This window comes from Rhodococcus huquni (assembly GCF_055231055.1).
This window is the reverse complement of sequence record NZ_JBUYWE010000011.1, coordinates 21,824-43,775: the sequence shown is the minus strand read 5'-3', so window position 1 is coordinate 43,775 and position 21,952 is coordinate 21,824. Positions and strand designations below refer to the sequence as shown.

General features: G+C 65.6%; 24 protein-coding genes. 13 read left to right on the top strand and 11 right to left on the bottom strand.

Features of this window, described 5'->3' with window-relative positions:
- The first annotated feature begins 55 nt into the window (after positions 1 to 55).
- Positions 56 to 523 (top strand): GatB/YqeY domain-containing protein, encoded by a 468-nt coding sequence (locus ACZI8R_RS18020; RefSeq protein ID WP_463381029.1) that lies wholly within the window; start codon positions 56 to 58, stop codon positions 521 to 523.
- A 25-nt stretch (positions 524 to 548) separates the two neighbouring features.
- Here ACZI8R_RS18020 and ACZI8R_RS18015 read toward each other — a convergent pair whose 3' ends face one another.
- Positions 549 to 2,918 (bottom strand): penicillin-binding protein, encoded by a 2,370-nt coding sequence (locus tag ACZI8R_RS18015; RefSeq protein WP_463381111.1) that lies wholly within the window; start codon positions 2,916 to 2,918, stop codon positions 549 to 551.
- Positions 2,919 to 3,221: 303 nt separating this feature from the next.
- Between ACZI8R_RS18015 and ACZI8R_RS18010 the strand changes: the two genes are divergently transcribed.
- Positions 3,222 to 3,545: a WhiB family transcriptional regulator gene (locus tag ACZI8R_RS18010; RefSeq protein ID WP_463381028.1), complete on the top strand. Its 324-nt coding sequence runs from the start codon at positions 3,222 to 3,224 to the stop codon at positions 3,543 to 3,545.
- 15 nt (positions 3,546 to 3,560) lie between these two features.
- On the opposite strand, the gene ACZI8R_RS18005 is transcribed toward ACZI8R_RS18010, so the two are convergent.
- Positions 3,561 to 4,700: an ATPase BagB gene (locus tag ACZI8R_RS18005; protein ID WP_463381027.1), complete on the bottom strand. Its 1,140-nt coding sequence runs from the start codon at positions 4,698 to 4,700 to the stop codon at positions 3,561 to 3,563.
- Complete coding sequence (locus ACZI8R_RS18000) at positions 4,697 to 5,713, bottom strand: ATPase BagA (RefSeq protein WP_463381026.1); 1,017 nt, start codon at positions 5,711 to 5,713, stop codon at positions 4,697 to 4,699. The genes ACZI8R_RS18005 and ACZI8R_RS18000 overlap by 4 nt, the downstream gene beginning before the upstream one ends.
- 54 nt (positions 5,714 to 5,767) lie before the next feature.
- Between ACZI8R_RS18000 and ACZI8R_RS17995 the strand changes: the two genes are divergently transcribed.
- Genes ACZI8R_RS17995 through ACZI8R_RS17985 form a run of 3 tightly spaced genes read left to right on the top strand, consistent with a single transcriptional unit; the run spans position 5,768 to position 7,210 of the window.
- Entirely contained in the window at positions 5,768 to 5,932 is a 165-nt protein-coding gene (locus ACZI8R_RS17995; RefSeq protein ID WP_463372435.1) for a Sp36 family protein, read from the top strand.
- Between the two features lie 5 nt (positions 5,933 to 5,937).
- The gene (locus ACZI8R_RS17990; RefSeq protein WP_463381025.1) at positions 5,938 to 6,408 is read left to right on the top strand and encodes a RidA family protein; all 471 of its coding nucleotides are present in this window, start codon (positions 5,938 to 5,940) and stop codon (positions 6,406 to 6,408) included.
- 1 nt (position 6,409) lies between these two features.
- Positions 6,410 to 7,210: an MBL fold metallo-hydrolase gene (locus tag ACZI8R_RS17985; RefSeq protein ID WP_463381024.1), complete on the top strand. Its 801-nt coding sequence runs from the start codon at positions 6,410 to 6,412 to the stop codon at positions 7,208 to 7,210.
- 3 nt (positions 7,211 to 7,213) lie between these two features.
- On the opposite strand, the gene ACZI8R_RS17980 is transcribed toward ACZI8R_RS17985, so the two are convergent.
- Positions 7,214 to 7,642 carry a PaaI family thioesterase gene (locus ACZI8R_RS17980; RefSeq protein WP_463381023.1) on the bottom strand — a complete coding sequence of 143 codons (429 nt, stop codon included), beginning with the start codon at positions 7,640 to 7,642 and terminating at the stop codon, positions 7,214 to 7,216.
- 109 nt (positions 7,643 to 7,751) lie between these two features.
- Here ACZI8R_RS17980 and ACZI8R_RS17975 point away from each other — a divergent pair, with 109 nt between their 5' ends.
- Entirely contained in the window at positions 7,752 to 8,216 is a 465-nt protein-coding gene (locus tag ACZI8R_RS17975) for a winged helix-turn-helix transcriptional regulator (RefSeq protein ID WP_463381022.1), read from the top strand.
- 54 nt (positions 8,217 to 8,270) lie between these two features.
- Here ACZI8R_RS17975 and ACZI8R_RS17970 read toward each other — a convergent pair whose 3' ends face one another.
- Both ACZI8R_RS17970 and ACZI8R_RS17965 read right to left on the bottom strand, forming a co-directional pair.
- The gene (locus tag ACZI8R_RS17970; RefSeq protein ID WP_378580024.1) at positions 8,271 to 8,945 is read right to left on the bottom strand and encodes a Crp/Fnr family transcriptional regulator; all 675 of its coding nucleotides are present in this window, start codon (positions 8,943 to 8,945) and stop codon (positions 8,271 to 8,273) included.
- 207 nt (positions 8,946 to 9,152) lie between these two features.
- Positions 9,153 to 9,425: a hypothetical protein gene (locus ACZI8R_RS17965; protein ID WP_463381021.1), complete on the bottom strand. Its 273-nt coding sequence runs from the start codon at positions 9,423 to 9,425 to the stop codon at positions 9,153 to 9,155.
- 81 nt (positions 9,426 to 9,506) lie between these two features.
- On the opposite strand from ACZI8R_RS17965, the gene nth reads away from it, so the two are divergent.
- The 4 genes from nth to ACZI8R_RS17945 are packed head-to-tail and all read left to right on the top strand — an operon-like array spanning position 9,507 to position 12,885.
- Complete coding sequence (nth, locus tag ACZI8R_RS17960) at positions 9,507 to 10,292, top strand: endonuclease III (protein ID WP_463381020.1); 786 nt, start codon at positions 9,507 to 9,509, stop codon at positions 10,290 to 10,292.
- A gap of 27 nt (positions 10,293 to 10,319) precedes the next feature.
- On the top strand, positions 10,320 to 10,970 hold the full coding sequence (locus ACZI8R_RS17955) for a TlpA family protein disulfide reductase (RefSeq protein ID WP_463381019.1): 651 nt from the start codon (positions 10,320 to 10,322) through the stop codon (positions 10,968 to 10,970).
- Positions 10,967 to 11,698: an NUDIX hydrolase gene (locus ACZI8R_RS17950; RefSeq protein WP_463381018.1), complete on the top strand. Its 732-nt coding sequence runs from the start codon at positions 10,967 to 10,969 to the stop codon at positions 11,696 to 11,698. The genes ACZI8R_RS17955 and ACZI8R_RS17950 overlap by 4 nt, the downstream gene beginning before the upstream one ends.
- Entirely contained in the window at positions 11,695 to 12,885 is a 1,191-nt protein-coding gene (locus ACZI8R_RS17945) for a MarP family serine protease (protein WP_463381017.1), read from the top strand. The genes ACZI8R_RS17950 and ACZI8R_RS17945 overlap by 4 nt, the downstream gene beginning before the upstream one ends.
- Positions 12,886 to 12,897: 12 nt before the next feature.
- Here the strand turns inward: ACZI8R_RS17945 and ACZI8R_RS17940 are convergent, their stop codons facing one another.
- Entirely contained in the window at positions 12,898 to 13,302 is a 405-nt protein-coding gene (locus tag ACZI8R_RS17940; protein WP_463381016.1) for a winged helix-turn-helix transcriptional regulator, read from the bottom strand.
- An 88-nt stretch (positions 13,303 to 13,390) separates the two neighbouring features.
- On the opposite strand from ACZI8R_RS17940, the gene ACZI8R_RS17935 reads away from it, so the two are divergent.
- Both ACZI8R_RS17935 and ACZI8R_RS17930 read left to right on the top strand, forming a co-directional pair.
- Positions 13,391 to 14,416 carry an NADP-dependent oxidoreductase gene (locus ACZI8R_RS17935; RefSeq protein WP_463381015.1) on the top strand — a complete coding sequence of 342 codons (1,026 nt, stop codon included), beginning with the start codon at positions 13,391 to 13,393 and terminating at the stop codon, positions 14,414 to 14,416.
- Positions 14,409 to 15,281: an alpha/beta fold hydrolase gene (locus tag ACZI8R_RS17930; protein ID WP_463381014.1), complete on the top strand. Its 873-nt coding sequence runs from the start codon at positions 14,409 to 14,411 to the stop codon at positions 15,279 to 15,281. Before ACZI8R_RS17935 ends, ACZI8R_RS17930 begins: the two co-directional genes overlap by 8 nt.
- 16 nt (positions 15,282 to 15,297) lie before the next feature.
- Here the strand turns inward: ACZI8R_RS17930 and ACZI8R_RS17925 are convergent, their stop codons facing one another.
- Genes ACZI8R_RS17925 through nhaA form a run of 3 tightly spaced genes read right to left on the bottom strand, consistent with a single transcriptional unit; the run spans position 15,298 to position 18,036 of the window.
- On the bottom strand, positions 15,298 to 16,230 hold the full coding sequence (locus ACZI8R_RS17925; protein WP_463381013.1) for an alpha/beta fold hydrolase: 933 nt from the start codon (positions 16,228 to 16,230) through the stop codon (positions 15,298 to 15,300).
- Positions 16,231 to 16,246: 16 nt separating this feature from the next.
- On the bottom strand, positions 16,247 to 16,804 hold the full coding sequence (locus ACZI8R_RS17920; protein WP_463381012.1) for a phage holin family protein: 558 nt from the start codon (positions 16,802 to 16,804) through the stop codon (positions 16,247 to 16,249).
- The gene (nhaA, locus tag ACZI8R_RS17915; RefSeq protein ID WP_463381011.1) at positions 16,801 to 18,036 is read right to left on the bottom strand and encodes a Na+/H+ antiporter NhaA; all 1,236 of its coding nucleotides are present in this window, start codon (positions 18,034 to 18,036) and stop codon (positions 16,801 to 16,803) included. Before nhaA ends, ACZI8R_RS17920 begins: the two co-directional genes overlap by 4 nt.
- A 260-nt stretch (positions 18,037 to 18,296) precedes the next feature.
- On the opposite strand from nhaA, the gene ACZI8R_RS17910 reads away from it, so the two are divergent.
- Complete coding sequence (locus tag ACZI8R_RS17910) at positions 18,297 to 19,583, top strand: MFS transporter (protein ID WP_463381110.1); 1,287 nt, start codon at positions 18,297 to 18,299, stop codon at positions 19,581 to 19,583.
- Between the two features lie 68 nt (positions 19,584 to 19,651).
- Here the strand turns inward: ACZI8R_RS17910 and acs are convergent, their stop codons facing one another.
- Complete coding sequence (gene acs, locus ACZI8R_RS17905; RefSeq protein ID WP_463381010.1) at positions 19,652 to 21,586, bottom strand: acetate--CoA ligase; 1,935 nt, start codon at positions 21,584 to 21,586, stop codon at positions 19,652 to 19,654.
- Positions 21,587 to 21,952 lie beyond the last annotated feature (366 nt).

The following is a 21,952-nucleotide window of genomic DNA, read 5'->3' as shown; positions in this document are numbered from 1 at the left end:
CCGATGGACGCAATCGAGATGCCGATTGTGACCAAGGGCGCGTAGCGTTCCGCTCATGCCGGACACACTCAAAGACCGCCTTCGCGCTGATATGACCGCTGCAATGAAGGCCAAGGATGCGCTGCGTACCCAGACCATTCGGATGCTCATGGCTGCCGTGCAGAAGGAAGAGGTGTCCGGAAAAGAAGCTCGCGAGCTCACCGACGACGACATCCTGAAGGTCCTGACCAAGGAGTCGAAGAAGCGCGGCGAGGCCGCCGAGATCTACACCGAGAACGGGCGTGGCGAACTCGCGGCGAAAGAGCACGCCGAGGCCCAGATCATCGACGAGTACCTGCCGACCCCACTCGACAACGCCGAACTCGGTGAGGTCGTCGACACCGCGATCGCACAGGTGGCCGAGGAGCTCGGTCACCGTCCGGGCATGAAGCAGATGGGGCAGGTCATGAAGGTGGCCACCGGCCTGGCCGGAGGCAAGGCCGACGGCTCCCGAATCTCGGCTGCCGTCAAAGCCCGCCTCTGACCTGATCGATCACCTGCCCCGGCCTCTAGCGCGGGATGGGTGGAAGCTGGATCGGTGGGAGCCCCGGAATCTGAATGGGTGGTGGGGCCCCGCCGCCACCGCCGTCGCCGCCGCCCTGTCGCGGCGCCGGGTTCTGTGACGGTGCTCGGACCGACCCGTCACTGACATAGATCGTGATGGTCGAACCGGGGATGGCCGAGCCCGAGGGGGATACCCCCGTCACGTTGCCCTTCTTGGCATCGCTCTCGGTGGTCACCGCGTTCACCTGGAAGCCGCTCTCCTGCAGACGCGAGGTGGCGGTCGCCTGGGTCAGGCCCGAGACATCCGGCACCTGGCCGTTCTGAGAACCGCGAACGTATTTGTCCGACACCGGCGGCAGACTCGTCGGCCCGAAGTTGTTCACGACCGGACTCATCGCCGAATACCAGGTCTGTGCAGGTTCGGTGCCACCGTAGAGGTTGCCGTCCCCACACGGGCGCAGCGGAGCGGTACAGATCTCGCCGGGCGTCGGTGAGTCACCGAAGACGTAGACCGCCGCAGCGAGGTTGTTCGTGAATCCGAGGAAGCCCGAAGACATGTGCGACTCGGTGGTACCGGTCTTGCCCGACATGGGCAGGGACCAGCCGGCGGCACCGGCGGCACCGGCCGACGTACCGCCCGCCTGATCGTCCTTGCTCATCGCGTTCGCGAGGGTGTCCGCCAGACCGGGCTCGACGACCTGCTCACAGGCCTGCTGGGTCAGTGAGACGGGCTTGCCCTCACGGTCGACGATCGAGTCGATCGGAGTCGGCGGGCACCACTTTCCGTGTGAACCGAGCGTGGCAGCCACATTCGACAACTCCAGCGGGTTCACCCAGGTGGGGCCGAGGGTGAACGAACCGAGGTTCTGGTCCTTCTGGAAGTCGGCCATGCTGCGGTCGTCGAAGCCGGATGTACCCGGGTCGGCGTACGAGCGCAGTCCCAATCGGACGGCCATGTCGACGGTCGGTTCGACGCCGGTGGCCTGGATCAGCTTCACGAACGCCGTGTTGGGCGACTTCGCCAGAGCGTCGGTGACCGACATCGATGCCGGGTAGTTGCCCACGTTCTCGACGCAGTACGTGGCGACGGGGCAGCCCTTGGCGCCACCGCTACCCATGCCTCTCGCGTCGAACCGTCTCGGTACGTCCAGGGTGGCGCTGGTGCCCAGACCCTTCTCCATGGCCGCTGCCGTGGTGAAGATCTTGAAGATCGAGCCGGCACCGGCGCCGGCCATCGAGAACGGCTGCGGCTGGACGGTCTCGTCCGCATCTGCGTCGAGGCCGTAGGTGCGGCTGCTTCCCATCGCCAGTACGCGGTGCTGGTCCTGGCCCGGCTGCACCACGTTCATGACGTTGGCGATGCCGTCGAGGTGCGGGGACGCCTTGTCGACGAGTGCCCGCTTGGTCGAATCCTGGACAGCAGGATCGAGCGTGGTCTTGATCAGGTAGCCGCCGCGCTCGATCTGCTCGCGGGTGATGCCCGCGTTTGCGAGGTACTGGAGGGCGTAGTCACAGAAGAATCCGCGGTCACCTGCGGCGATGCAGCCGCGCGGCAGACGATTCGGCTCCGGAAGGACACCCAGAGGTTCTTCCTTCATGGCGCGGAATTCGTCAGCGCGATCGGGGATGTTCGAGATCATCGTGTCGAGCACGGTGTTGCGGCGATCGACGACGCCGTCCGGGTTGGTGTACGGGTTCAGTGCGGAACTCGACTGCACCATGCCGGCGAGCATCGCCGACTGCTTCGCGTCGAGCTGCGAGGCGTCGATCCCGAAGTAGGTGCGCGCGGCGTCCTGGATGCCGAACGAGCCGTTGCCGAACGGGACGAGATTGAGATACCGAGCGAGGATCTCTTCCTTGCTCAGCTCCTTGTCGAGCGTCAACGCCATCCGGATCTCACGGATCTTGCGGGCAGGTGTCGTCTCGATCGCAGCGCGACGCTCGGCGTCGGTCTTGGCCACGACCAACAGCTGGTAGTTCTTCACGTACTGCTGGTCGAGGGTCGAGGCGCCCTGCTGGACCTCGCCGCTGCTGGTGTTGGTGAGGAAGGCGCGGAGCGTGCCCTGCCAGTCGACACCTTGATGCTCGGCGAAGCGGCGATCCTCGATCGACACGATCGCCAGCTTCATCTGGTCCGAGATCTGATCGCTCGGCACCTCGAATCTGCGTTGGTCGTACAACCACGCGATCGGGTTGCCTGCGACGTCCGTCATCGTCGAGACGGCCGGAACCGTCCCTTCGACCAGTTCTGCCGAAACGTTGTCGACGGTGTCCGCCGCCCGATTCGAGGCATAACCGAACCCACCGGCCAGCGGAAACATCACTCCTGCGAGCAGTACACCTGCCAGGGCGGAGCAGCCTGCGAGCTTCGCCACTGTTTTTGCGATCGACACGCGCTACAGAGTACGTGCAGTTGCTGTGAGTAAGCCGGGCGGCTGCCCCCAGCAAACTCGTTTTTTCCCCCGAAAACTGCCCTGAACGGCGGGGATGCACGGTCGTACCAAAAACAGCGATCGTTCGTCTTGCGCGTTGCGGGTTCTTTACCTAAATTATGTGAACAGTGTGATGGAGATAACACTTCATTGCCGATGTGGTGCAGGTTGCTCGTGTTACGAGCTGAAAGCCTGCGCGGATACTCCGTGCGTCGGACACACGCACGGACTCGGAGAGGGGAAAAAATGCACATGACCACCCCAACCAGTCGTCTCGACGTCGAGCAGGCCGAAGCTCGCATTGCCTGGGTCACCCAGGCACGTTGCCGAGAAGTCGATCCGGACCAGCTGTTCGTACGGGGGGCGGCACAACGCAAGGCAGCAACTATTTGCCGGCACTGCCCGGTACTGATGCAGTGCGGCGCGGACGCGCTCGACAACAGGGTCGAGTTCGGTGTCTGGGGTGGAATGACGGAGCGCCAGCGCCGCGCGCTCCTCAAGCAGCACCCGGATGTCGTGTCGTGGTCCGACTTCTTCGAGGCGCAGCGTCAACACCAGTCTGCGGTGTGATCGTTCCGGTCGGGATCAGCTCGTTCGAGTGAGCTGATCCCCGACCGCCCGCAGGGCCTCGAGGTCCGAGACCTCGAACGGCAACGACGGAACACCCACGATCGGCACCCTCGGGTGCGCGGCCGTGAAGCGGGTCAGCAACTGCACCTCACGTTTCGCGATCACCGCGCGGTGAGCGTGCACTCGCAGAATTGCGGCAGTCAGCGGATCGTCTGCCTGGTCTCGCTGGTCGGCCACGGTGAGCGAATGATCTGCCGACAGTGAGCACAGTGTCGGATGCGTTCGGTTGAGGACCAACCCGGCAAGCGGCATGTCGTCGGATGACAGCCGGTCGACGAAGAACGCAGCCTCACGCAGCGCGTCCGGTTCCACGGCGGCAATCACCAGGAACTTGGTTCCGGGCTGCCGGAGCAGTTCGTACGTACGGGTGGCGCGTTCGCGGAATCCGCCGAACATCGAGTCCAGAGACTGGACGAAGCTCGACGCGTCCGAGAGCATGCTGCTGCCGACGATGGTCGATACGCCCTTGAGTGCCAATCCCATCGCGCCGGTGACCAGCTTGGTGATGCCGCGGCCGGGGGCCGTGAGCAACCGGATCATCTTGCCGTCGAGGAAGGCTCCGAGTCGCTGGGGAGCGTCGAGGAAGTCGAGAGCGTTGCGGGACGGCGGGGTGTCCACCACCACCAGATCCCATTCGTCGCTCGCCGCGAGCTGCCCGAGCTTCTCCATTGCCATGTACTCCTGCGTTCCGGAGAACGAGGTGGCCACGGTTTGGTAGAAGGGGTTCGCCAGAATCTGCTCCGCCTTCTCCGGCGGCGAATGTTCGATCACCATCTCGTCGAACGTGCGACGCATGTTGAGCATCATCGCGTGCAGTTCGCCCTTCGCGTCGGCGCCGAGCGGCACGGGCTGGGGTGAGTTGTCGAGCTCTTGGACGCCAAGGGCCTGAGCGAGTCGACGGGCCGGATCGATGGTCAACACCACGACACGGCGGCCCTGCTCGGCAGCACGTAGTGCCAGCGAGGCCGCAGTCGTCGTCTTGCCCACGCCGCCGGCTCCGCAGCAGACCACGACACGGGTGGCGTTGTCGGCCAGAATTTCTGCGACGTCGAGTGCTGGTGCGGTGCGGCGGTGGCTGTCACCGGTCTCGGTCATCGGACACCCTGTTCTCTCAGGTATTCGGCCAGTTCGTACAGACCGCCGAGGTCCACACCGTCGGCGAGAGCAGGTAGTTCGAGTCGGGCGCCGTCGACGTCGCCGAGTTGGCCCGCGCTCTCCTCCTGCGCCTGAAGTACGGACGCGTGCTCGATGTTCTCGGTGAGCAGCCCGGCGAAATCGTCCTCGGAAAGGTCGACGCCGCTGGCCTTCAACCCGTCACGAATGGAGTCCGCGTCCACATCGCCGGCAGCGATGGCGCCGATGGACTCCTCCGGGAGGAACTGCGGGCTGGTGCGGTTGACGACGATCGAACCGAGCCGTAGATCCGACGCGACGAGTTCGGCTGCCGCATCCGCCGTTTCCTGCACCGGCAACGCTTCGAGCAAGGTGACGAGGTGAACCGCTGTCTCGTCCGAATGCAGAAGTCGCACCACACCCTCGCTCTGCGCGCGCACCGGCCCGCCCTTCGCGAGATCCGCCATCGCCTTCGTCACGTCGAGGAAATTGTTGATCCTGCCGGTGGGCGGCGCATCGACGACGACGGCGTCGTACACCCGGTTGCCCGACGCGTCCGAGCGCACCACACATTCCTTGATCTTGCCGGTGAGCAGTACGTCCCGCAGTCCGGGCGCGATGGTGGTGGCGAACTCGATGGCGCCGAACCGGCGCATTGCGCGCCCCGCGAAGCCCAGGTTGTAGAACATGTCGAGGTATTCGAGGAATGCGGTCTCGATGTCGACGGCCAAGGCGCGGACCTCGCCGCCGCCGTCGACCGAGGCGACCTTCGTTTCCTGCGGAGGGAGGGGCGGTACGTCGAACAGCTGCGCAATGCCCTGCCTGCCCTCGACCTCGACGAGCAGTACCCGTCGTCCGCCCTCGGCCAGCGCCAGCGCCAAAGCGGCCGCGACCGTGGATTTCCCGGTGCCGCCCTTGCCTGAAACGAAATGCAGACGCGCCTGCGCAGCCTTCTCCGGCCACGTCGCACTTTGCTGCTCCGATGTTGCAACCACGCGACGAGCCTATAAGTCCGGGGGCGTGGATGTGCGCGGGATAGGCTCAGCGGCATGAGTGAATTGATTTCCTGGGAGTACGCAACTGTTCCGCTGCTCACCCACGCGACCAAGCAGATTCTCGATCAGTGGGGCGGTGACGGATGGGAGCTCGTGTCCGTCCTTCCCGGCCCGACCGGCGAGCAGCACGTCGCCTACCTGAAGCGCCCGAAGGGCTGAATGCCGTGGCAGAGAACACGCAGAGCTGGTCCAGCCGCCTTGCAGAACTCGGCATAGACCTTCCTCCGGTGGTCCCTCCGGTGGCGGCGTACGTGCCGGCCGTCCGGACGGGCAACCATGTTCACACGTCGGGTCAGCTGCCCATCGCCGGCGGAAAACTCGGCATCACGGGCAAGGTCGGTGCGGGTGTGTCGGAAGACGATGCCAAGGCTGCCGCCCGCACGTGCGCGCTCAACGCCCTCGCCGCCGTCCACGATCTCGTCGGTATCGACTCGGTCGTTCGGATCGTCAAGGTGGTCGGGTTCGTGGCCTCGGCGGACGGGTTCACCGGGCAGCCGGGAATCGTCAACGGTGCCTCCGAATTCCTCGGTGAGGTGTTCGGCGACGCCGGAGTGCACGCACGCTCCGCTGTCGGTGTCGCCGAGTTGCCTCTCGGCGCACCGGTCGAGGTCGAACTGATCGCGGAAGTTCGCTGACATGACCTCAGCCCACCCCGCCTACGCGCAGCTCCGGCAGGTGACACCACTTGCCGCAGTCATGTTGGAGAACAACCCGGGCATGATGACCCTGGACGGCACCAACACGTGGATTCTTCGGGCGCCCGGAAGTTCCGGGTGCGTCGTGGTCGATCCGGGCGACGACGATGAAGAACATCTGCTGCGGGTAGCGGGCGTGGGCTCGGTCGATCTGACGCTGGTGACCCACCGGCACTACGACCACACCGGTGGAGTGGACCGCTTCGCCGACATCACGGGCGCTCCGGTCCGTTCCGTCGATCCCGCCTTCGTTCGTGGCGGCGGCGCGGTTCTGGCGGCGGGTGAGACCATCGAAGCCGCCGGCCTGAGGTTGCGGGTCGTACCGACTCCTGGGCACACCGCCGATTCCGTCTCGATCCTCGTGGAGGGGGACAGGCAGCCGTCGGCGGTCGTCACGGGCGACACGATTCTCGGGCGCGGAACTACGGTGCTCGACGACTCGGACGGCGATCTGGGTGACTACCTCGATTCCCTACGCCGGCTTGCCGACCTGGGCGACGAGTTGACCGTGTTGCCCGGCCACGGGCCGGATCTGCCGGACCTGCGCACCGTTGCGCAGTACTACCTCGCTCATCGTGAAGAGCGGCTCGCGCAGGTACGGGGCGCTCTGGAAACTCTCGGCGACGACGCATCGGCCCGTGCCGTGGTCGAACACGTGTATTCGGACGTCGATCAGAGTCTGTGGCCGGTTGCGGAGAAGTCGGTCAACGTTCAGCTCGAGTACCTGCGCTCGCGCGGCTGAGACTCAGCTCGGGAGCGGCACGTTCTGCAGCCGAAGCTGACCGCGGGCCAGCACCTTGTCGGTCGAGCTGTCGCTGATCACCACGAGCCACAGTTGCTGGGTCTTGCCCTGCTGGATGGCTTCGGCCACCACCGTCGCCGGGCATCCGGTGGTCGGGCGCAAGAAGTCGGTCGAGTTGTGGACGCCGACCGCGAACTGGCCCCGATCGGCCACGGCGGCACTGGCTCCGATGCTGCCCGCAGACTCGACGATGGTCGCGTAGAGACCGCCGTGCACGACGCCCCACGGGGTGTGGTGGTCGGTTCCGAGTTCCACGTGGCCTGTCAGTCGGTTGGGGGTTACTTCGTCGACCACGAAGCCGCTCGCTGCGACGAATCGACTCGCTTCCTCGAGTGACGCGCTGGGTAGTGGTGTGGACGTGGGGTCGGTCATTGCTGATCTCCGATGCGTCGGCGGGTTCCACAAAGGCTGGCTGTCAATACAGAAGTTAGCCTGTCGAGAGGGCTGACTGTCAAGAGTGCAGTCAGATATCGTGGGCGACATGAGGTGGTTGGAATTCGGTACCGAGAACTGTTCCGTACAGCGCACTCTCGAGGTCGTCGGCGAGAAGTGGACGATGATCGTACTGCGGGAGGTCTTCAACGGCGTCCGGCGTTTCGATCAGATACGAAGGCACACCGGAATCTCCGAGCCGATTCTCACCGGACGGCTGCGCAAGCTTGTCGAAGAGGGCGTCCTCGTGACGGTGCCGTACCAGGAGGAAGGGCGCAGAACGCGCTACGAATACCGGCTCACCGACAAGGGGCGCGATCTGTATCCGATCCTGATCGCGCTACTGCAATGGGGTGACCGCTACCGTGCGGACGAGCAGGGCCCGTCACTCACTGTGACTCATCGGGACTGCGGCGCGCGAGTCGAGGCGATCGTGAGCTGCGGCGAAGGGCATGGCCCGCTGCGGCCTGCAGATGTGGAAGCGGGGCCAGGCCCCGCAGCAGTGCGCCTGTGAGCGGTCAGCGAGTCTCTGGACTCGTCAACCACTCACAGGCGCCGGAGGCGCGAACTACCGAGCGCGACGCGCGAGCCGCTCGGAGTCGGAGATGAGGACGCTCTTGCCTTCGAGTCGAAGCCAGCCGCGGTGTGCGAAATCGGCGAGCGCCTTGTTCACGGTCTCGCGGGATGCGCCGACGAGCTGAGCGATCTCTTCCTGCGTCAGATCGTGGGTGACCCGGAGTGAACCTGCCTCCTGGGTTCCGAAGCGCTGTGCGAGCTGCAGAAGGGCCTTTGCGACGCGGCCGGGCACGTCCGTGAAGATGAGATCTGCGAGGTTGTTGTTCGTACGACGCAGACGACGTGCCAGCACGCGCAGCAGCTGCTCGGCGATCTCGGGACGATGGTCGATCCACTGCTTCAGTGCTTCGCGGTCCATGCAGACTGCGCGAACCTCGGTGACCGTCGTCGCCGTGGACGTACGGGGGCCGGGGTCGAAGATCGACAGCTCACCGAACATGTCGGAGGGGCCCATGATGGTCAGCAGGTTCTCACGACCGTCGGGCGACCGGCGTCCGATCTTCACCTTGCCGGAGGCGATGATGTAAAGGCGGTCGCCGGGTTCACCTTCGTTGAAGATGACGTGACCGCGGGGGAAGTCGACAGGCTGCAGCTGCTTGGTCAGCGCTGCGACTGCTGAGGGCTCGACTCCTTGGAAGATGCCGGCTCTTGCCAGGACGTCGTCCACGTGCGCTCCTTGGGAATTGTTCGTCTGTGTCACTACTCGATGCCCGCCGTCGGTGGGTGCACCGCCGGTGAAAAGGTCGTGCTTGTGCCGTGCTTGTTCCAGGGGTAACTGGTACGGCACCGAAGTCTACGTCGATACACCCACTGGTGAGTGACCGATACCACGGAAGTTCCGAAAGTCGGCTCCCTGACAACCTCGATCACACGGTCAACTTGCGCGCCTCGAGTCGGCGCTCGCCAGGTCGGCTGCGGGGGCAACAGGGCTCGCGCCGCCCTTCTTTCGCAGGTGGAGCCGCTCTTGGGCATGCGGGAACCCCTTGTCGGCCAGGGTGGCCACGTCGTCGTGACCTGCCTGGTCGAGGAATTCCTCCACTTCCTGTTCGCGCACGGTGAGTCGGCGGAGTCGGTATTCCACACGCTCCATCGCCAGTGCGAACAGCATCAGCAGCACTGGGAAGAGGATCACAGCGAGACCTTGCATAGGGGGAAGTAAACACGCAGAAGGTCTCAGAAGCGACACAGGGGCGGATCGGATCGTGCCGGTATCCGTATTGTCGATGGGGTGAATGCGACGCGATCGGAGGGTCAGAGTGGGCGTCGGCGGCGTCGTCCCGCGGCCACGGACGAGCCAGAAACTCACCTCGCCCTCGTGCGAAGGGCCCGGCGAATGAACCGGAGTCTCGCCGTGGCCTTCCCCCATGTGTATTGCGAGCTCGACTTCACCACTCCACTCGAACTGGCGGTGGCGACGATTCTGTCCGCACAGTGCACGGATGTCCGGGTCAACCAGGTCACGCCCGCACTTTTCGCTCGCTACCCGGATGCGAAGTCGTACGCAGAGGCGAACCGAATCGAACTCGAAGAGTTCATCAGAAGCACCGGGTTCTATCGGAACAAGACGAACTCGTTGATCGGACTCGGGCAAGCGTTGCTCGATCGATTCGACGGTGAGGTTCCCGCAAATCTGAAGGATCTCGTCACGTTGCCGGGAATTGGCCGCAAGACGGCCAACGTGGTTCTGGGAAACGCGTTCGATGTGCCGGGAATCACGGTCGACACCCATTTCGGGCGGCTCGTCCGGCGTTGGAAGTGGACGGCAGAGGAAGATCCGGTGAAGGTCGAGCACGCTGTCGGCGACCTGATCGAACGCAAGGAATGGACCCTGCTGTCGCACCGCGTCATTTTCCACGGCCGCCGGGTGTGTCATGCCAGGAAGCCCGCGTGCGGAGTGTGCGTTCTGGCCAAGGACTGTCCGTCCTACGGACTCGGTCCGACGGATGCCGCCGAGGCCGCGAAGCTCGTGAAGGGGCCAGAGACCGATCATCTGCTCGCGCTGGCGGGGCTGTGAGAGTGGCCGACCTTGTCTAGTTCAGGAATGTCCGGTTCAGCGCGATGGAGTCTGGCCGCCCTGCTCGTGGTGATCGGGCTCGTGGTGGCCATCTGGCCGAGGGGCGACGCCGGATCGCCCGAATCGGGTCCCGGTGCCGGCACTGGTTCGTCCGCGGCGGCGCCCGAGGTCGATCCCGGTGAGCTGGCGGATCTGCGAGCCACGGCCGACCTTCAAGCATGTCCACGACCCTCGGAGCCCGCCGGCTCCGACGCTGCGCTCGCAGGCGTGCAGCTCACTTGCCTTGCGGACGGCGCCCCTGTCGACCTCGCCTCGGCAGTCGCGGGCACGCCGACGATCGTCAACCTGTGGGCCTACTGGTGTGCGCCGTGTGCCGAGGAACTGCCGTATCTTCAGCAGTTTTCGGATCGCGCAGGCGATGCGGTTAACGTGCTTACGGTGCACACCGATCCGAACGAATCCGCCGCGCTCTCGAGGCTCTCCGACTACGACGTGACAATCCCCGGAGTGCAGGATGCCCGTGCGCAGGTTCGCGCAGCTCTCGGCGCACCGGCGGTGTTGCCGGTGTCGGTGTTGATCCGGGCAGACGGAACAGTGGCGCGAATCCTGCCGCAGCCCTTCCACAGCGTGGACGAGATCGCCGACGCCGTCGAGACGGATCTCGGAGTGACCGTATGACCGCCCGATTCGACACCGCCGCACCCGAATGGCTGCGCGCCGTCGTCGACAACGCTCCCGCTGATCCATTGAAGATCAATCCGGTCATCGAGCGGAGAGCCCCGGAGGGTGCCACGACCAGAGCGGCAGCAGTGCTCGTGCTGTTCGGTGGATCCGAGCAAGCGCAGCCCGGTACCTCTGGCGGATTGCCTGCGGACGCCGATGTCTTGCTCACTCAACGCGCATCCACGATGCGGCAACACAGTGGGCAGGTGGCGTTTCCGGGTGGGGCAGCAGACCCGGGTGACGGCGGCCCGTTGGGAACCGCGCTCCGTGAAGCACAGGAGGAGACGGGCCTCGACCCGGTCGGCGTTCGCCCCCTCACTCTGTTGCCGGAGATCTACATTCCGCCGTCCGGCTTCGATGTCACACCGGTGATCGCCTACTGGGAACGTTCGAGCCCGGTTTCCGTGGTCGACCCGGCCGAGGCGGAGCGGGTCGTCCGGGTTCCGGTGCGCTCGCTCATCGACCCGGCCAACAGGTTCCAGGTCCGGCACCCCGCCGGCTACCAGGGCCCTGCATTCTCGGTCGAGGGCATGTTGGTGTGGGGCTTCACCGCCGGGATACTCGCGGCGGTGCTCGCCGTGTCCGGCTGGGAACAGTCTTGGGACGTCGACGACGTCCGTGATCTCGACGAGGTCCTGGCCGGCTTCGGCCAGGACCTCCATGCGCCGGTGGTCGAACGATGACCGGCTCCACCTGGATCGACATCGCGATCTGCCTCATCGCTGTCGTCGCCATGACGTCGGGATGGCGGCAGGGCGCCGTGGCATCCATTCTCGCCTTCGTCGGTGTCGTACTCGGTGCCGTCGCCGGCATCCTGCTCGCACCTCACCTGCTCGTCCACATCGAGGAGGGGCGTGGCCGCATACTGGCCGGCGTCGCCCTGATCGTGGTGCTGGTGGTAATCGGTGAAGTGGCCGGGATGGTTCTGGGCCGCGCCGTGCGCGGCAGTATGCACAGCCCCACCACCAGATCGGTGGACAGCGTCATCGGCGCTGCGGTCCAGGCCGTGGCGGTTTTCATCGCGGCGTGGCTGCTCGCAGTACCGCTCACCACCTCGTCACAACCTCAGGTCGCGGCCGCGGTTCGCGGTTCGACGGTCCTCGAGAAGGTGGACGGTCTCGCGCCCGATTGGGTGCGGCGACTGCCGACCGAATTCTCCGCACTACTGGACACGTCCGGCTTGCCGGATGTGATCGGGCCCTTCGGGCGCACTCCGATCACCACGGTCGACCCGCCGGACGACAGCGTCCTGCAGAGTCCCGTCGCCTCGTCCCTGCAGCAGAGTGTGCTGCGTGTGCGTGGTGTCGCACCGAGCTGCCAGCGAGCTCTCGAGGGTTCCGGGTTCGTCATCGCGCCCGAGCAGGTCATGACCAACGCGCACGTCGTGGCGGGCACAGAGGGTCTCGTCGTCGACACCGCGGACGGCCCGCTCGACGCCACCGTGGTCGTCTTCGATCCGTCGGCGGACGTTGCCGTCCTTCGTGTACCGGGGCTACGGGCTCCGGTCGTCCCGTTCGCGCCCGAGCCGGCCGAAACCGGTGACGATGCGCTCGTGCTCGGCTACCCGGGTGGCGGCCCGTACACGGCAAGTGCCGCAAGGGTCCGCGAGACGCTGAATCTCAGTGGCCCGGACATCTACCGTTCGGGCACGGTCGAGCGTGAGGTCTACACGGTTCGCGGTTCGATCCGCCAGGGGAATTCCGGCGGACCGCTGGTCGACAGCTCCGGCCGTGCGGTCGGTGTCGTTTTCGGTGCTGCGGTGGACAACAGTGACACCGGCTTCGCGCTCACGGCGAAAGAAGTGGCACGGCAGCTGGAAGCGGCAGCAGGCGCTACCGCCCCCGTCCAGACCGGGGCCTGTATCTCCTGATTGGGCGGCAGGTCAGAGGTGGTCTGCCCGCAAGGCCACCAGTCGGCTCTCGAGGCTGCCGGGTCCGTCTGCATCGAATCGGGGTGCGTGCTCGGCGGTACTCGGGTCGATCGTCGCTCCCAGACGACCCAGTTCGATCAGTAGCGGGATGACGCTCAGACCGCGCTCGGTCAGTGAGTAACGGCCCTGCATGCCCCGGCCGACCTGGGATTTGGTGAGGAAACCACCGTCTGTGAGGTCGGCCAGTCGTCGAGACAGGACGGGGCCGCTGATGCCCTCCTCGCTGCCTGTGAGCAGGTCACGGAACGAACGTCGGTCGGACAGGGCGATGTCCCGCAGGATCAGCAGACTCCACTGGTCACCGAGCATCTCGAGAGTCCGGTTGATCGGACAGGTCGATCGCGGAGTGGTGATCACGGCATCTCCAAAGTGGTTGCAAGTTGTTACTGGATGGATTTACAGTGCTGGTAACACATTGTAACTACTTCGCTGTCTGGAGTGCTCCATGAAGGCGTTCGTTCTCGAGAAATACGGCTCCCCGATCCGGGAGGTCGACATGCCCGTACCGGTTCTCGCCCCACGCGAAGTGCTCGTACGGATGGTCGCGTCGGGCGTCAATCATGCCGACGAGCGGGTTCGCTCCGGTGAGTTCAAGGCGATCTTTCCCTTCCAGCTGCCCAAGGTCATGGGCGGTGAGTTCTCCGGCGAGGTCGTCGAGGTCGGCTCCGCAGCACGCGGCGTCACAGTGGGCGACCAGGTGTACGGCTACGTCGATTTGGCAGCGACAGGCACCCTTTCCGAGTTCATTGCGGTCGACGCTGCCACGGTGGCGCCAGTACCGCGCTCGATCAGCCTGGCCGACGCGGCCGGACTTCCCGTCGTTGCGCTCACGGCCTGGCAGGCCTTCGTGGAGATGGGCCAGGTGAAGAAGGGACAGACGATCCTCGTCCACGGGGGAACCGGCGGCGTGGGGTCGGTTGCGATCCAGCTCGCCAAGAACCTCGGCTGCACCGTCGCCACCACCGTCTCGACCCCGAACGTCGAGGCCGCCCGCGATCTCGGCGCCGACATCGTCATCGACTACCGCCGTGACGACCTCGAAGAAAGACTCGCAGGCACACCCGTCGACCTGGTGCTCGACACCCAGGGCGGAGACACGCTGCAGGCCTCTCTCGGGGTACTGAGGCCAGGGGGCACCGTCATCGGCATCACGGGCCCGCCGGACCCGGCGTTCGCTCGTGGCGTCGGGGCGAACCCGGTCGTTCGGCTCGCCATCCGGGCGCTGAGTTTCCGCACCCGCCGCCGCGCCCGAGCGCTAGGGGTCACCTACCGATTCCTCTTCATCACTCCCGACAGCGCCGCGCTGAGCCGAGTCGCCGGGTTGGTCGACGACGGGGTGCTGCGCCCGGTCATCGATCGAGTGTTGCCGTTCGACCAGACGCAGCGGGCTCTCGCCGAGTCGCTGGCGGGTGGTACCCGCGGCAAGGTTCTGGTCACCACCGACCCGAAGGCGGTGACCAGCCGTGGCTGAGCTCCCCGTTCGTCCCCGTCCGACCACGTGGGCCACCGCGCCGAACCGCCGCATCGTCGTGGGTTCGGACACCCTCGTCTACCGCGACCTCGGCCCGGAGAACGGCGTCCCGCTGGTGCTGCTCGCCCACCTGGGCGCCACGCTCGACGAGTGGGATCCGCGTTTCGTGGATGCGCTCGCGCGCGACCGGCGAGTTCTCGCCGTCGACCTGCCAGGGGTGGGTGGGTCCACCGGCCGCGTCCCGGCCACCGTCGCCGCGATGGCCCGGGACGCCGAGGGCTTCGTGGCTGCCTTGGGCCTGACCAGGATCGACCTGCTCGGGTTTTCCCTCGGTGGGTTCCTCGCTCAGCAGGTTGCGCTGGATGCGCCGGACCTCGTACGACGTCTGGTCCTGTCCGGAACCGGCCCTGCCGGGGGAACCGGTATCGACCGCCGAACCGGTGCGGCCTACATCTACTGGGACATGCTCCGCGCGGCGATGGCCCGCACCGATGCCAAAGAGTTCCTCTTCTTCCCCCGTACGGCCACGGGGAAGGCTGCGGCAAAGACCTACCTGGCGCGTTTGCAGGAGCGGGTCATGGACCGGGACGAACCCATATCGGTCTCGACGTTCCACCGACAGATCATGGCGATTCGGGGCTGGGGCCGAACCGAGCAGCAGAACCTGTCGCGTATCGGTGCCCCGACGCTCGTCGCCAACGGCAATCACGACCGCATGGTGCCCACCGCGCTGTCCCACGACATGCACGCCCGCATCCCCGGCAGCACGCTGATCATCTATCCGGGGGCCGGGCACGGCGGGGTCTTCCAATACGGTGACGAGTTCGTCGCCGCAGTGCGAGCACACTTCGACGGTGGGACCTGACACGGAAGTTCCCGGCCTACGACGCCGCGAGAAACTCCGTCAGTGCGGCGTTCACGGCGCCGGGGGACTCCCAGTGCGCGTAGTGGCCGGCTCCGTCGACCGACAGCAGTTTCTGGCGTGGCGCGTACCGGTGCCCTCGTCGGATCGTGTCGGACAGCACGTAGGGGTCGAGTTCACCGTGCAGTTGCATGATCGGCAGGGTCAGCACCTGGTCCATGGAGTTCAGGAAGCGGCGTCCGTCGGGGCGGAACTGACTTCGGAATGCCCACCGTTGATATTCGAGGGTGCAATGTGCAGTTCCGGGAATGCGGATCGCGGACCTCATCTTGGCGACCACATCCGCGTACTCGTCGCTGCGTTGCCACTGCGCGCCCGAACGCGCTCGGACGATGCGCTCGACCTCTGCGCCCTCGTCGCGGGTCAGGCGTCGTTCGGGGCGCCACGGAAGCTGGCACGCCACGAACGAGGGCAGTAGCGCCTTCCGTTGCCGTCGATCCCGCAGGACACCCTGTCGAAGTGCTATGGGGTGCGGCGAACCGATCGGAACGATCGAATGGACGAGGTGGGGGTGCAGGACCGCGGTCGCCCAGCACACGAGGCCGCCGTCGGCGTGCCCGACCAGCGTCGCCTTCGGGTATCCCATGGCACGGATCAGGCCGGCGACGTCGCCGGCGAGAGTCCAGCCGTCGTATCCGCGTGGCGGCTTGTCCGTGTCACCGTATCCGCGCAGGTCCACCGCCACTGCTCGATAGCCCGCCTCGGACAGCGCTGCGAGCTGATGACGCCAGGACCACCAGAAATCCGCGAATCCGTGGAGCAGCACCACCAACGGTGCGTCGGGTGCGGCGCCCCCGACCTCCACGGTGTGAAACCGAATGCCGTTGGCATGGATGTCGCGGTGAGTCCAGGTCCCGACGAAGCGGACGGTGGATGGATCGGGTGGCGCCACGGAACGAAGTGGAGTGTCAGCGAGCGTGACGGCCACTGGGTGCTTCCACCCTCGGTGCGGCCTGATCTGCGGGGTGCGAGCCCGGGTGCGACGTGGGGAGCACCGTCTTCGCCTGCTTCAGGGAGTCGATGGTCCGCTCCGGCGCGCGCAGCTTGCGTACCCGCAGATAGCCGAGAAGTCCCAGGATCGCAGTCGCAAGAATCATGATGGCGAAGACGATCAGGAACGCAGCCCAGCGATCGAGCCACACGGCGAGTAGTTCCGCGAGGAAGAAGAAGAAGAAGAACGAGCTGAACAGCAGCACGGTGAGCGCCAGAACGAAGAAGATGCTGCCCTGGATGCCCTTCTTGACCTCACCGGTCACCTCGGCCTTGGCCAGTGCGACCTCGGCGCGCACGAGGGTTGAAACCTGGGCGGTGGCGTCCTTCACCAGGTTGCCGATGCTCGCATCGGCAGGTGTGCGCGCATCCACATCGGTCAGTGGGATGGACGAAACCGTGTTCGGAACGCCGTCTCCGGTGAACCGGGGGCTGTCTCCCGTGCCGCGGGTGTTGCTGCCGTGGGTGTTGCTCACTTGTCGACCCCTCCAGGTAGCTCTTGCATGTCCGAGTCCTCCGATCGGGCAGCATGCACCCGACCGCGCCGTAACAGTAGCGCTGATCCGATCAGCGACGCCGCCAAGGAGGTGACGAGCACCGCGGCTTTCGCTGTTTCGGCTTCGCTTCCGTCGCCGATCCCGGCCAGTGCGAGATCTGCTACGAGAAGGCTAACGGTGAATCCGATCCCACCGAGCACCGACAGGGCAAACAGGTCACGGAATTCCAACGATCCGGGTTTTTCGGCGATACCCAACCGGATCGACAGCCACGAGATCCCGAAGATACCGACGGTCTTACCGATCAGCAGGCCGGCGATCACGGACTGTGCGACGGGGTCCGTCAACAGCCCGCCGAGTACATCTGCCCCGAGCGGCACTCCGGAAGCGAACAGCGCGAAGAGCGGAACGCACAGGCCCGCGGACAGTGGCTGGATTCGGTGTTCGAGGCGGGCCGCCGGTGAGTTCTCCTCACCTGGGTCCGTGCGGACCCGGGTCAACAGTCCGAGTGCGACACCGGCGATCGTGGCGTGAATCCCGGCTTCGTGCATGCAGTACCAGGTGAGCAGCGCGAGAGGGATGTAGAGGAACGGCGTGGTGATTCGGCGGTGCTGGCCCAGTGCGTAGACGAGGAGGCAACCGAGTGCACCCGCCAGCCAGACCATCGCGATCGAGGCGGTGAAGAGGACTGCGATCAGGCCGATCGCCAGCAGGTCGTCGACGACGGCCAGGCTCAGCAGAAAGACCCTGGCACTCGACGGAATGCGGGAGCCGGTCAGCGCGAGCACACCGAGCGCGAAGGCGATGTCGGTCGCGACCGGGATCGCCCACCCGCGGTCCATACCCGGTGTGCCCCATCCGATGGAGGCGGCGATTATCGCGGGCAGGATCACACCACCGCAGGCCGCGATGATCGGCAGCAAGGCCTTCTTGCGGTCTGCGAGTTCGCCGACGACAAGTTCTCGTTTCAGCTCGAGGCCGGCAACGAAGAAGAAGATCGCGAGCAGTCCGTCCTGCGCCCAGCTTCCGATCGAGAGGTCCAGGTGCAGCGCGGTCGGGCCGATCTGGAAGTCGCGCACGTCCGTGTACAGGTCGGACCATGGGGAGTTCGCCCAGATCAACGCCAGGGCAGCGGCGCCGAGCAGTAGCATCCCGCCGACGGTTTCGGTGCGTAGGTAGCGGGCGAATTCGGCGCGGCGTGGTGTTGTCACGGGTCTCGCTTTCGTTCTGGTTCGGGTACGGCAAATGACATCGCCGACCAGACTTCCCGGCACACCGTTGCTCAGCCTATCGAACTTGCTTGTCGAAAGTTTCGAGGTGTTCAATTCCTGAGAAATGGACAGTCGTCCCATCTTGTGGAATTGAATTCGTAAGTAGTAGGAGCAGCGCAGTGAGTACCGTCGACACGACCAGGCCCGACGACGGGGACACCGTCGCCGGCGTCCCCAGAAGTCGCATCGTCGTCGCCAGCATGGTGGGCACGACGATCGAGTTCTACGACTTCTACATCTATGCAACAGCGGCAGTGTCCGTGTTTCCGCACCTCTTTTTCCCGAAGGGCAACGGAACGACAGCGCTGCTCGCCTCGCTTGCCACGTTCGGTCTGGCTTTCGTCGCGCGACCTCTCGGGTCGATCCTGTTCGGCCACTTCGGTGACCGGATCGGCCGTAAGGCGACCCTGGTGGGCTCCCTTCTCACCATGGGGATCGCCACGTTCGTCATCGGGCTGCTTCCCACCTATCACCAGATCGGAATCGCCGCTCCGGCTCTACTCGCGCTGATGCGTTTCTGCCAGGGCCTGGGGCTGGGCGGCGAGTGGAGCGGTGCCGCGCTGCTGGCGACGGAGACCGCGCAGAAGGGCAAGAGGGCGTGGGCGGCGATGTGGCCGCAGCTCGGCGCCCCCATCGGATTCTTCCTGGCCAACGGCCTGTTCCTGATCATCACGCTGTTCATGAACCATGACAACGGGAGTCCGGACTTCGACGGGGCCTTCCTTTCGTGGGGATGGCGAATCCCGTTCCTACTCAGCGCGATCATGGTGATGATCGGTCTGTACGTGCGGCTGAAGCTGGAAGAGACCCCGGTGTTCGCACGGGCGGTCGAACGTGGCGAGAAGGTGAAGACCCCGCTCGCCGAGGTGTTCAAGACGAGCTGGCGTCAGCTGATCATCGGGACCTTCGTGATGCTGGCGACGTACACGCTCTTCTACATCATGACCACGTGGGTACTCAGCTACGGAACGGCCAAGACTCCCGCAGAGGGCGGCACCGGCGCCGGTTTCGCGTACACCGACTTCCTGGTGCTGCAGCTGGTCGCGGTCCTGTTCTTCGCGGCAGCCGTTCCGGTGTCCGGGTACCTGGCCGATCGCTACGGCCGACGCATCACGTTGTTGATCATCACCGCCGCAATCATGGTGTTCGGACTGACGTTCTCGGTGATGCTGGATGCGGACGGCATGGACAATGCCCGCATGCTGGTCTTCCTGGCCGTCGGAATGCTCTTGATGGGCATGACCTTCGGCCCGATGAGCGCCGTACTACCGGAACTGTTTCCGACCAACGTGCGCTACACGGGTTCGGGGATCGCCTACAACACCGCCAGCATTCTCGGCGCGGCGGTGGCGCCGTTCATCGCGACCTGGCTCGCCACGACGTACGGCGTCGGCTGGGTCGGCGTCTACCTGCTGATCGCAGCAGCGATCACCTTCGTCGCGCTGCTGGCGATGCGGGAGACGCGAGACGATTCTCTCGACAGGTAGGGGCTTCGCCCCTGTGAGTGGTTGACGAGTCCTGAGACTCGCTCGCCACTCACAGGGCGCGGAGCGCCCTACTTCCCGCGGATGGCGTCGAACACCTTCGGGTCGACGAGGGTGCTCGTGTCTCCGAGGTCGCGTCCTTCGGCGATGTCGCGCAGCAGGCGGCGCATGATCTTGCCGGAGCGGGTCTTCGGGAGTTCCGGGACCACCGTGATCTGCCGGGGCTTGGCGATGGGGCTGATGTCTTTGGACACTTGGGCTTTGAGTTCGTCGATCAGTTGATCGCCGGTGTTCTCGACTCCTTCGCGGAGGATGACGAACGCGACGATGCCCTGCCCGGTCGTTTCGTCGGCCGCACCGACGACGGCTGCTTCGGCGACGCCGTGGTGGCCGACGAGGGCGGATTCGACCTCGGAGGTGGAGATGCGGTGGCCGGAGACGTTCATGACGTCGTCGACGCGGCCCAGGATCCACAGTGCGCCGTCTTCGTCGTACTTGGCGCCGTCGCCGGCGAAGTACCAGCCTTCTTCGGCGTAGCGGGACCAGTAGGTGTCCCGGTAGCGGTCCATGTCGCCCCAGATGCCGCGCAGCATCGCCGGCCACGGCTCGTCGAGGACGAGGAATCCGCTTTCGCCGCCGCTGACCGGCTTCGCCTGGTCGTCGACGACGTTCGCCGAAATGCCGGGCAGTGGTGCCATGGCGGAGCCGGGTTTGGTGGCGGTGATGCCAGGGAGCGGGGAGACCATGATGGCGCCGGTTTCGGTCTGCCACCAGGTGTCGACGATGGGGGCGGAGTTCGCGCCGATCACGTCCCGGTACCAGCGCCACGCTTCGGGGTTGATGGGCTCACCGACGGATCCGAGGACACGGATCGAGGACAGGTCGTGGGCGTCGGGGATCTCGCGGCCCCATTTCATGAACGTGCGGATCAGGGTCGGCGCGGTGTAATAGATGGTCACGCCGCGACGTTCGATGATCTCGAAGTGGCGGTGTTCGTTGGGGGAGTTGGGTGTTCCCTCGTAGACGACCTGGGTGGCACCGTTGGCCAGCGGCCCGTAGACGATGTACGAGTGGCCGGTGACCCAGCCGATGTCGGCGGTGCACCAGTAGACGTCTTCACCCGCTTTGTGGTCGAACACGTTGTGGTGGGTGTACGCGGTCTGGGTGAGGTAGCCGCCGGAGGTGTGGATGATGCCCTTCGGCTTTCCGGTGGTGCCGGAGGTGTAGAGCACGAACAGCGGGTGTTCCGAGTCGAAGGGCTGCGCTTCGTGTTCGGGGGAGGCCTTGTCGACGGTCTCCTCCCACCAGAGATCGCGGCCGTCGGTCCAGTCGACGTCGATTCCGGTGCGCTTGACCACCAGCACGTTGCGTACCGATTCGGCACCGTCGACCGCCTCGTCGACTGCAGTCTTGAGGGGTGCGGCCTGGCCGCGTCGCCACTGCCCGTCGACGGTGACGACGAGTTTCGCTTCCGCGTCGTCGATGCGTGAGCGCAGGGCTGCGGCGGAGAATCCGGCGAAGACCACCGAGTGGGTCAGGCCGAGCCGCGCGCAGGCGAGCATCGTGACGATGGCTTCGGGGATCATCGGCATGTACACGGCGACACGGTCTCCGGCGACGAGCCCGAGTTCGGTGAAGGTGTTGGCGGCCTTGCTGACCTCGGCGAGCAGGTCGTTGTAGGTGAGGTCGCGGGTATCGCCCGGCTCGCCTTCGAATGCGATGGCGACGCGGTCTCCGTTGCCGGCGAGGACGTGCCGGTCGACGCAGTTGTAGGCGACGTTGAGCTTGCCGCCGACGAACCATTTGGCGACGGGGGCATCGGACCAGTCGAGAACTTCGGTGAACGGTTCGTGCCAGTGCAGGCGTGCGGCCTGGTCGGCCCAGAACTGCAGACGGTCCTTGTCGGCGGCTGCCTGTAGCTCCGGTCCGGCGTTCGCGGCCGCCGTGAACTCGGGGCTCGGCGGGTACGTCTGCGGAACGGCGTCGACTTCGGATGCGCTGGTCATGTGGCCGGCCTTCTTTCCAGATCGAATCGGCAGTACTACTTTTCTTCCAGTGTGAGGGTAGTCACAAGACTTTGTGCCTGCAGACAGCCGTCCTGTCAGCAGTGGGGATCGTGCGCTGATCGGTAGGGCACGCGCGACGGGCGGTAGGCGTCGTCGGCGAGCGGGCGAGCGCATTTCGCCGAGGTTTCGATCTCGTGCCGATTCGAATCGGTTTGATCCTTCTTCGCGACAGAAGTTGGACGTGTGTCTATTGTCAACTCATTATCCGATCGCACCTCGGCCGCTGAGTCGTCCCGGAGTGAACGATCGCCACATCGCCGCGCGGCTTCATTGCCGTGCGGCTGGTTTCGGGTGCGCCCGGAACCG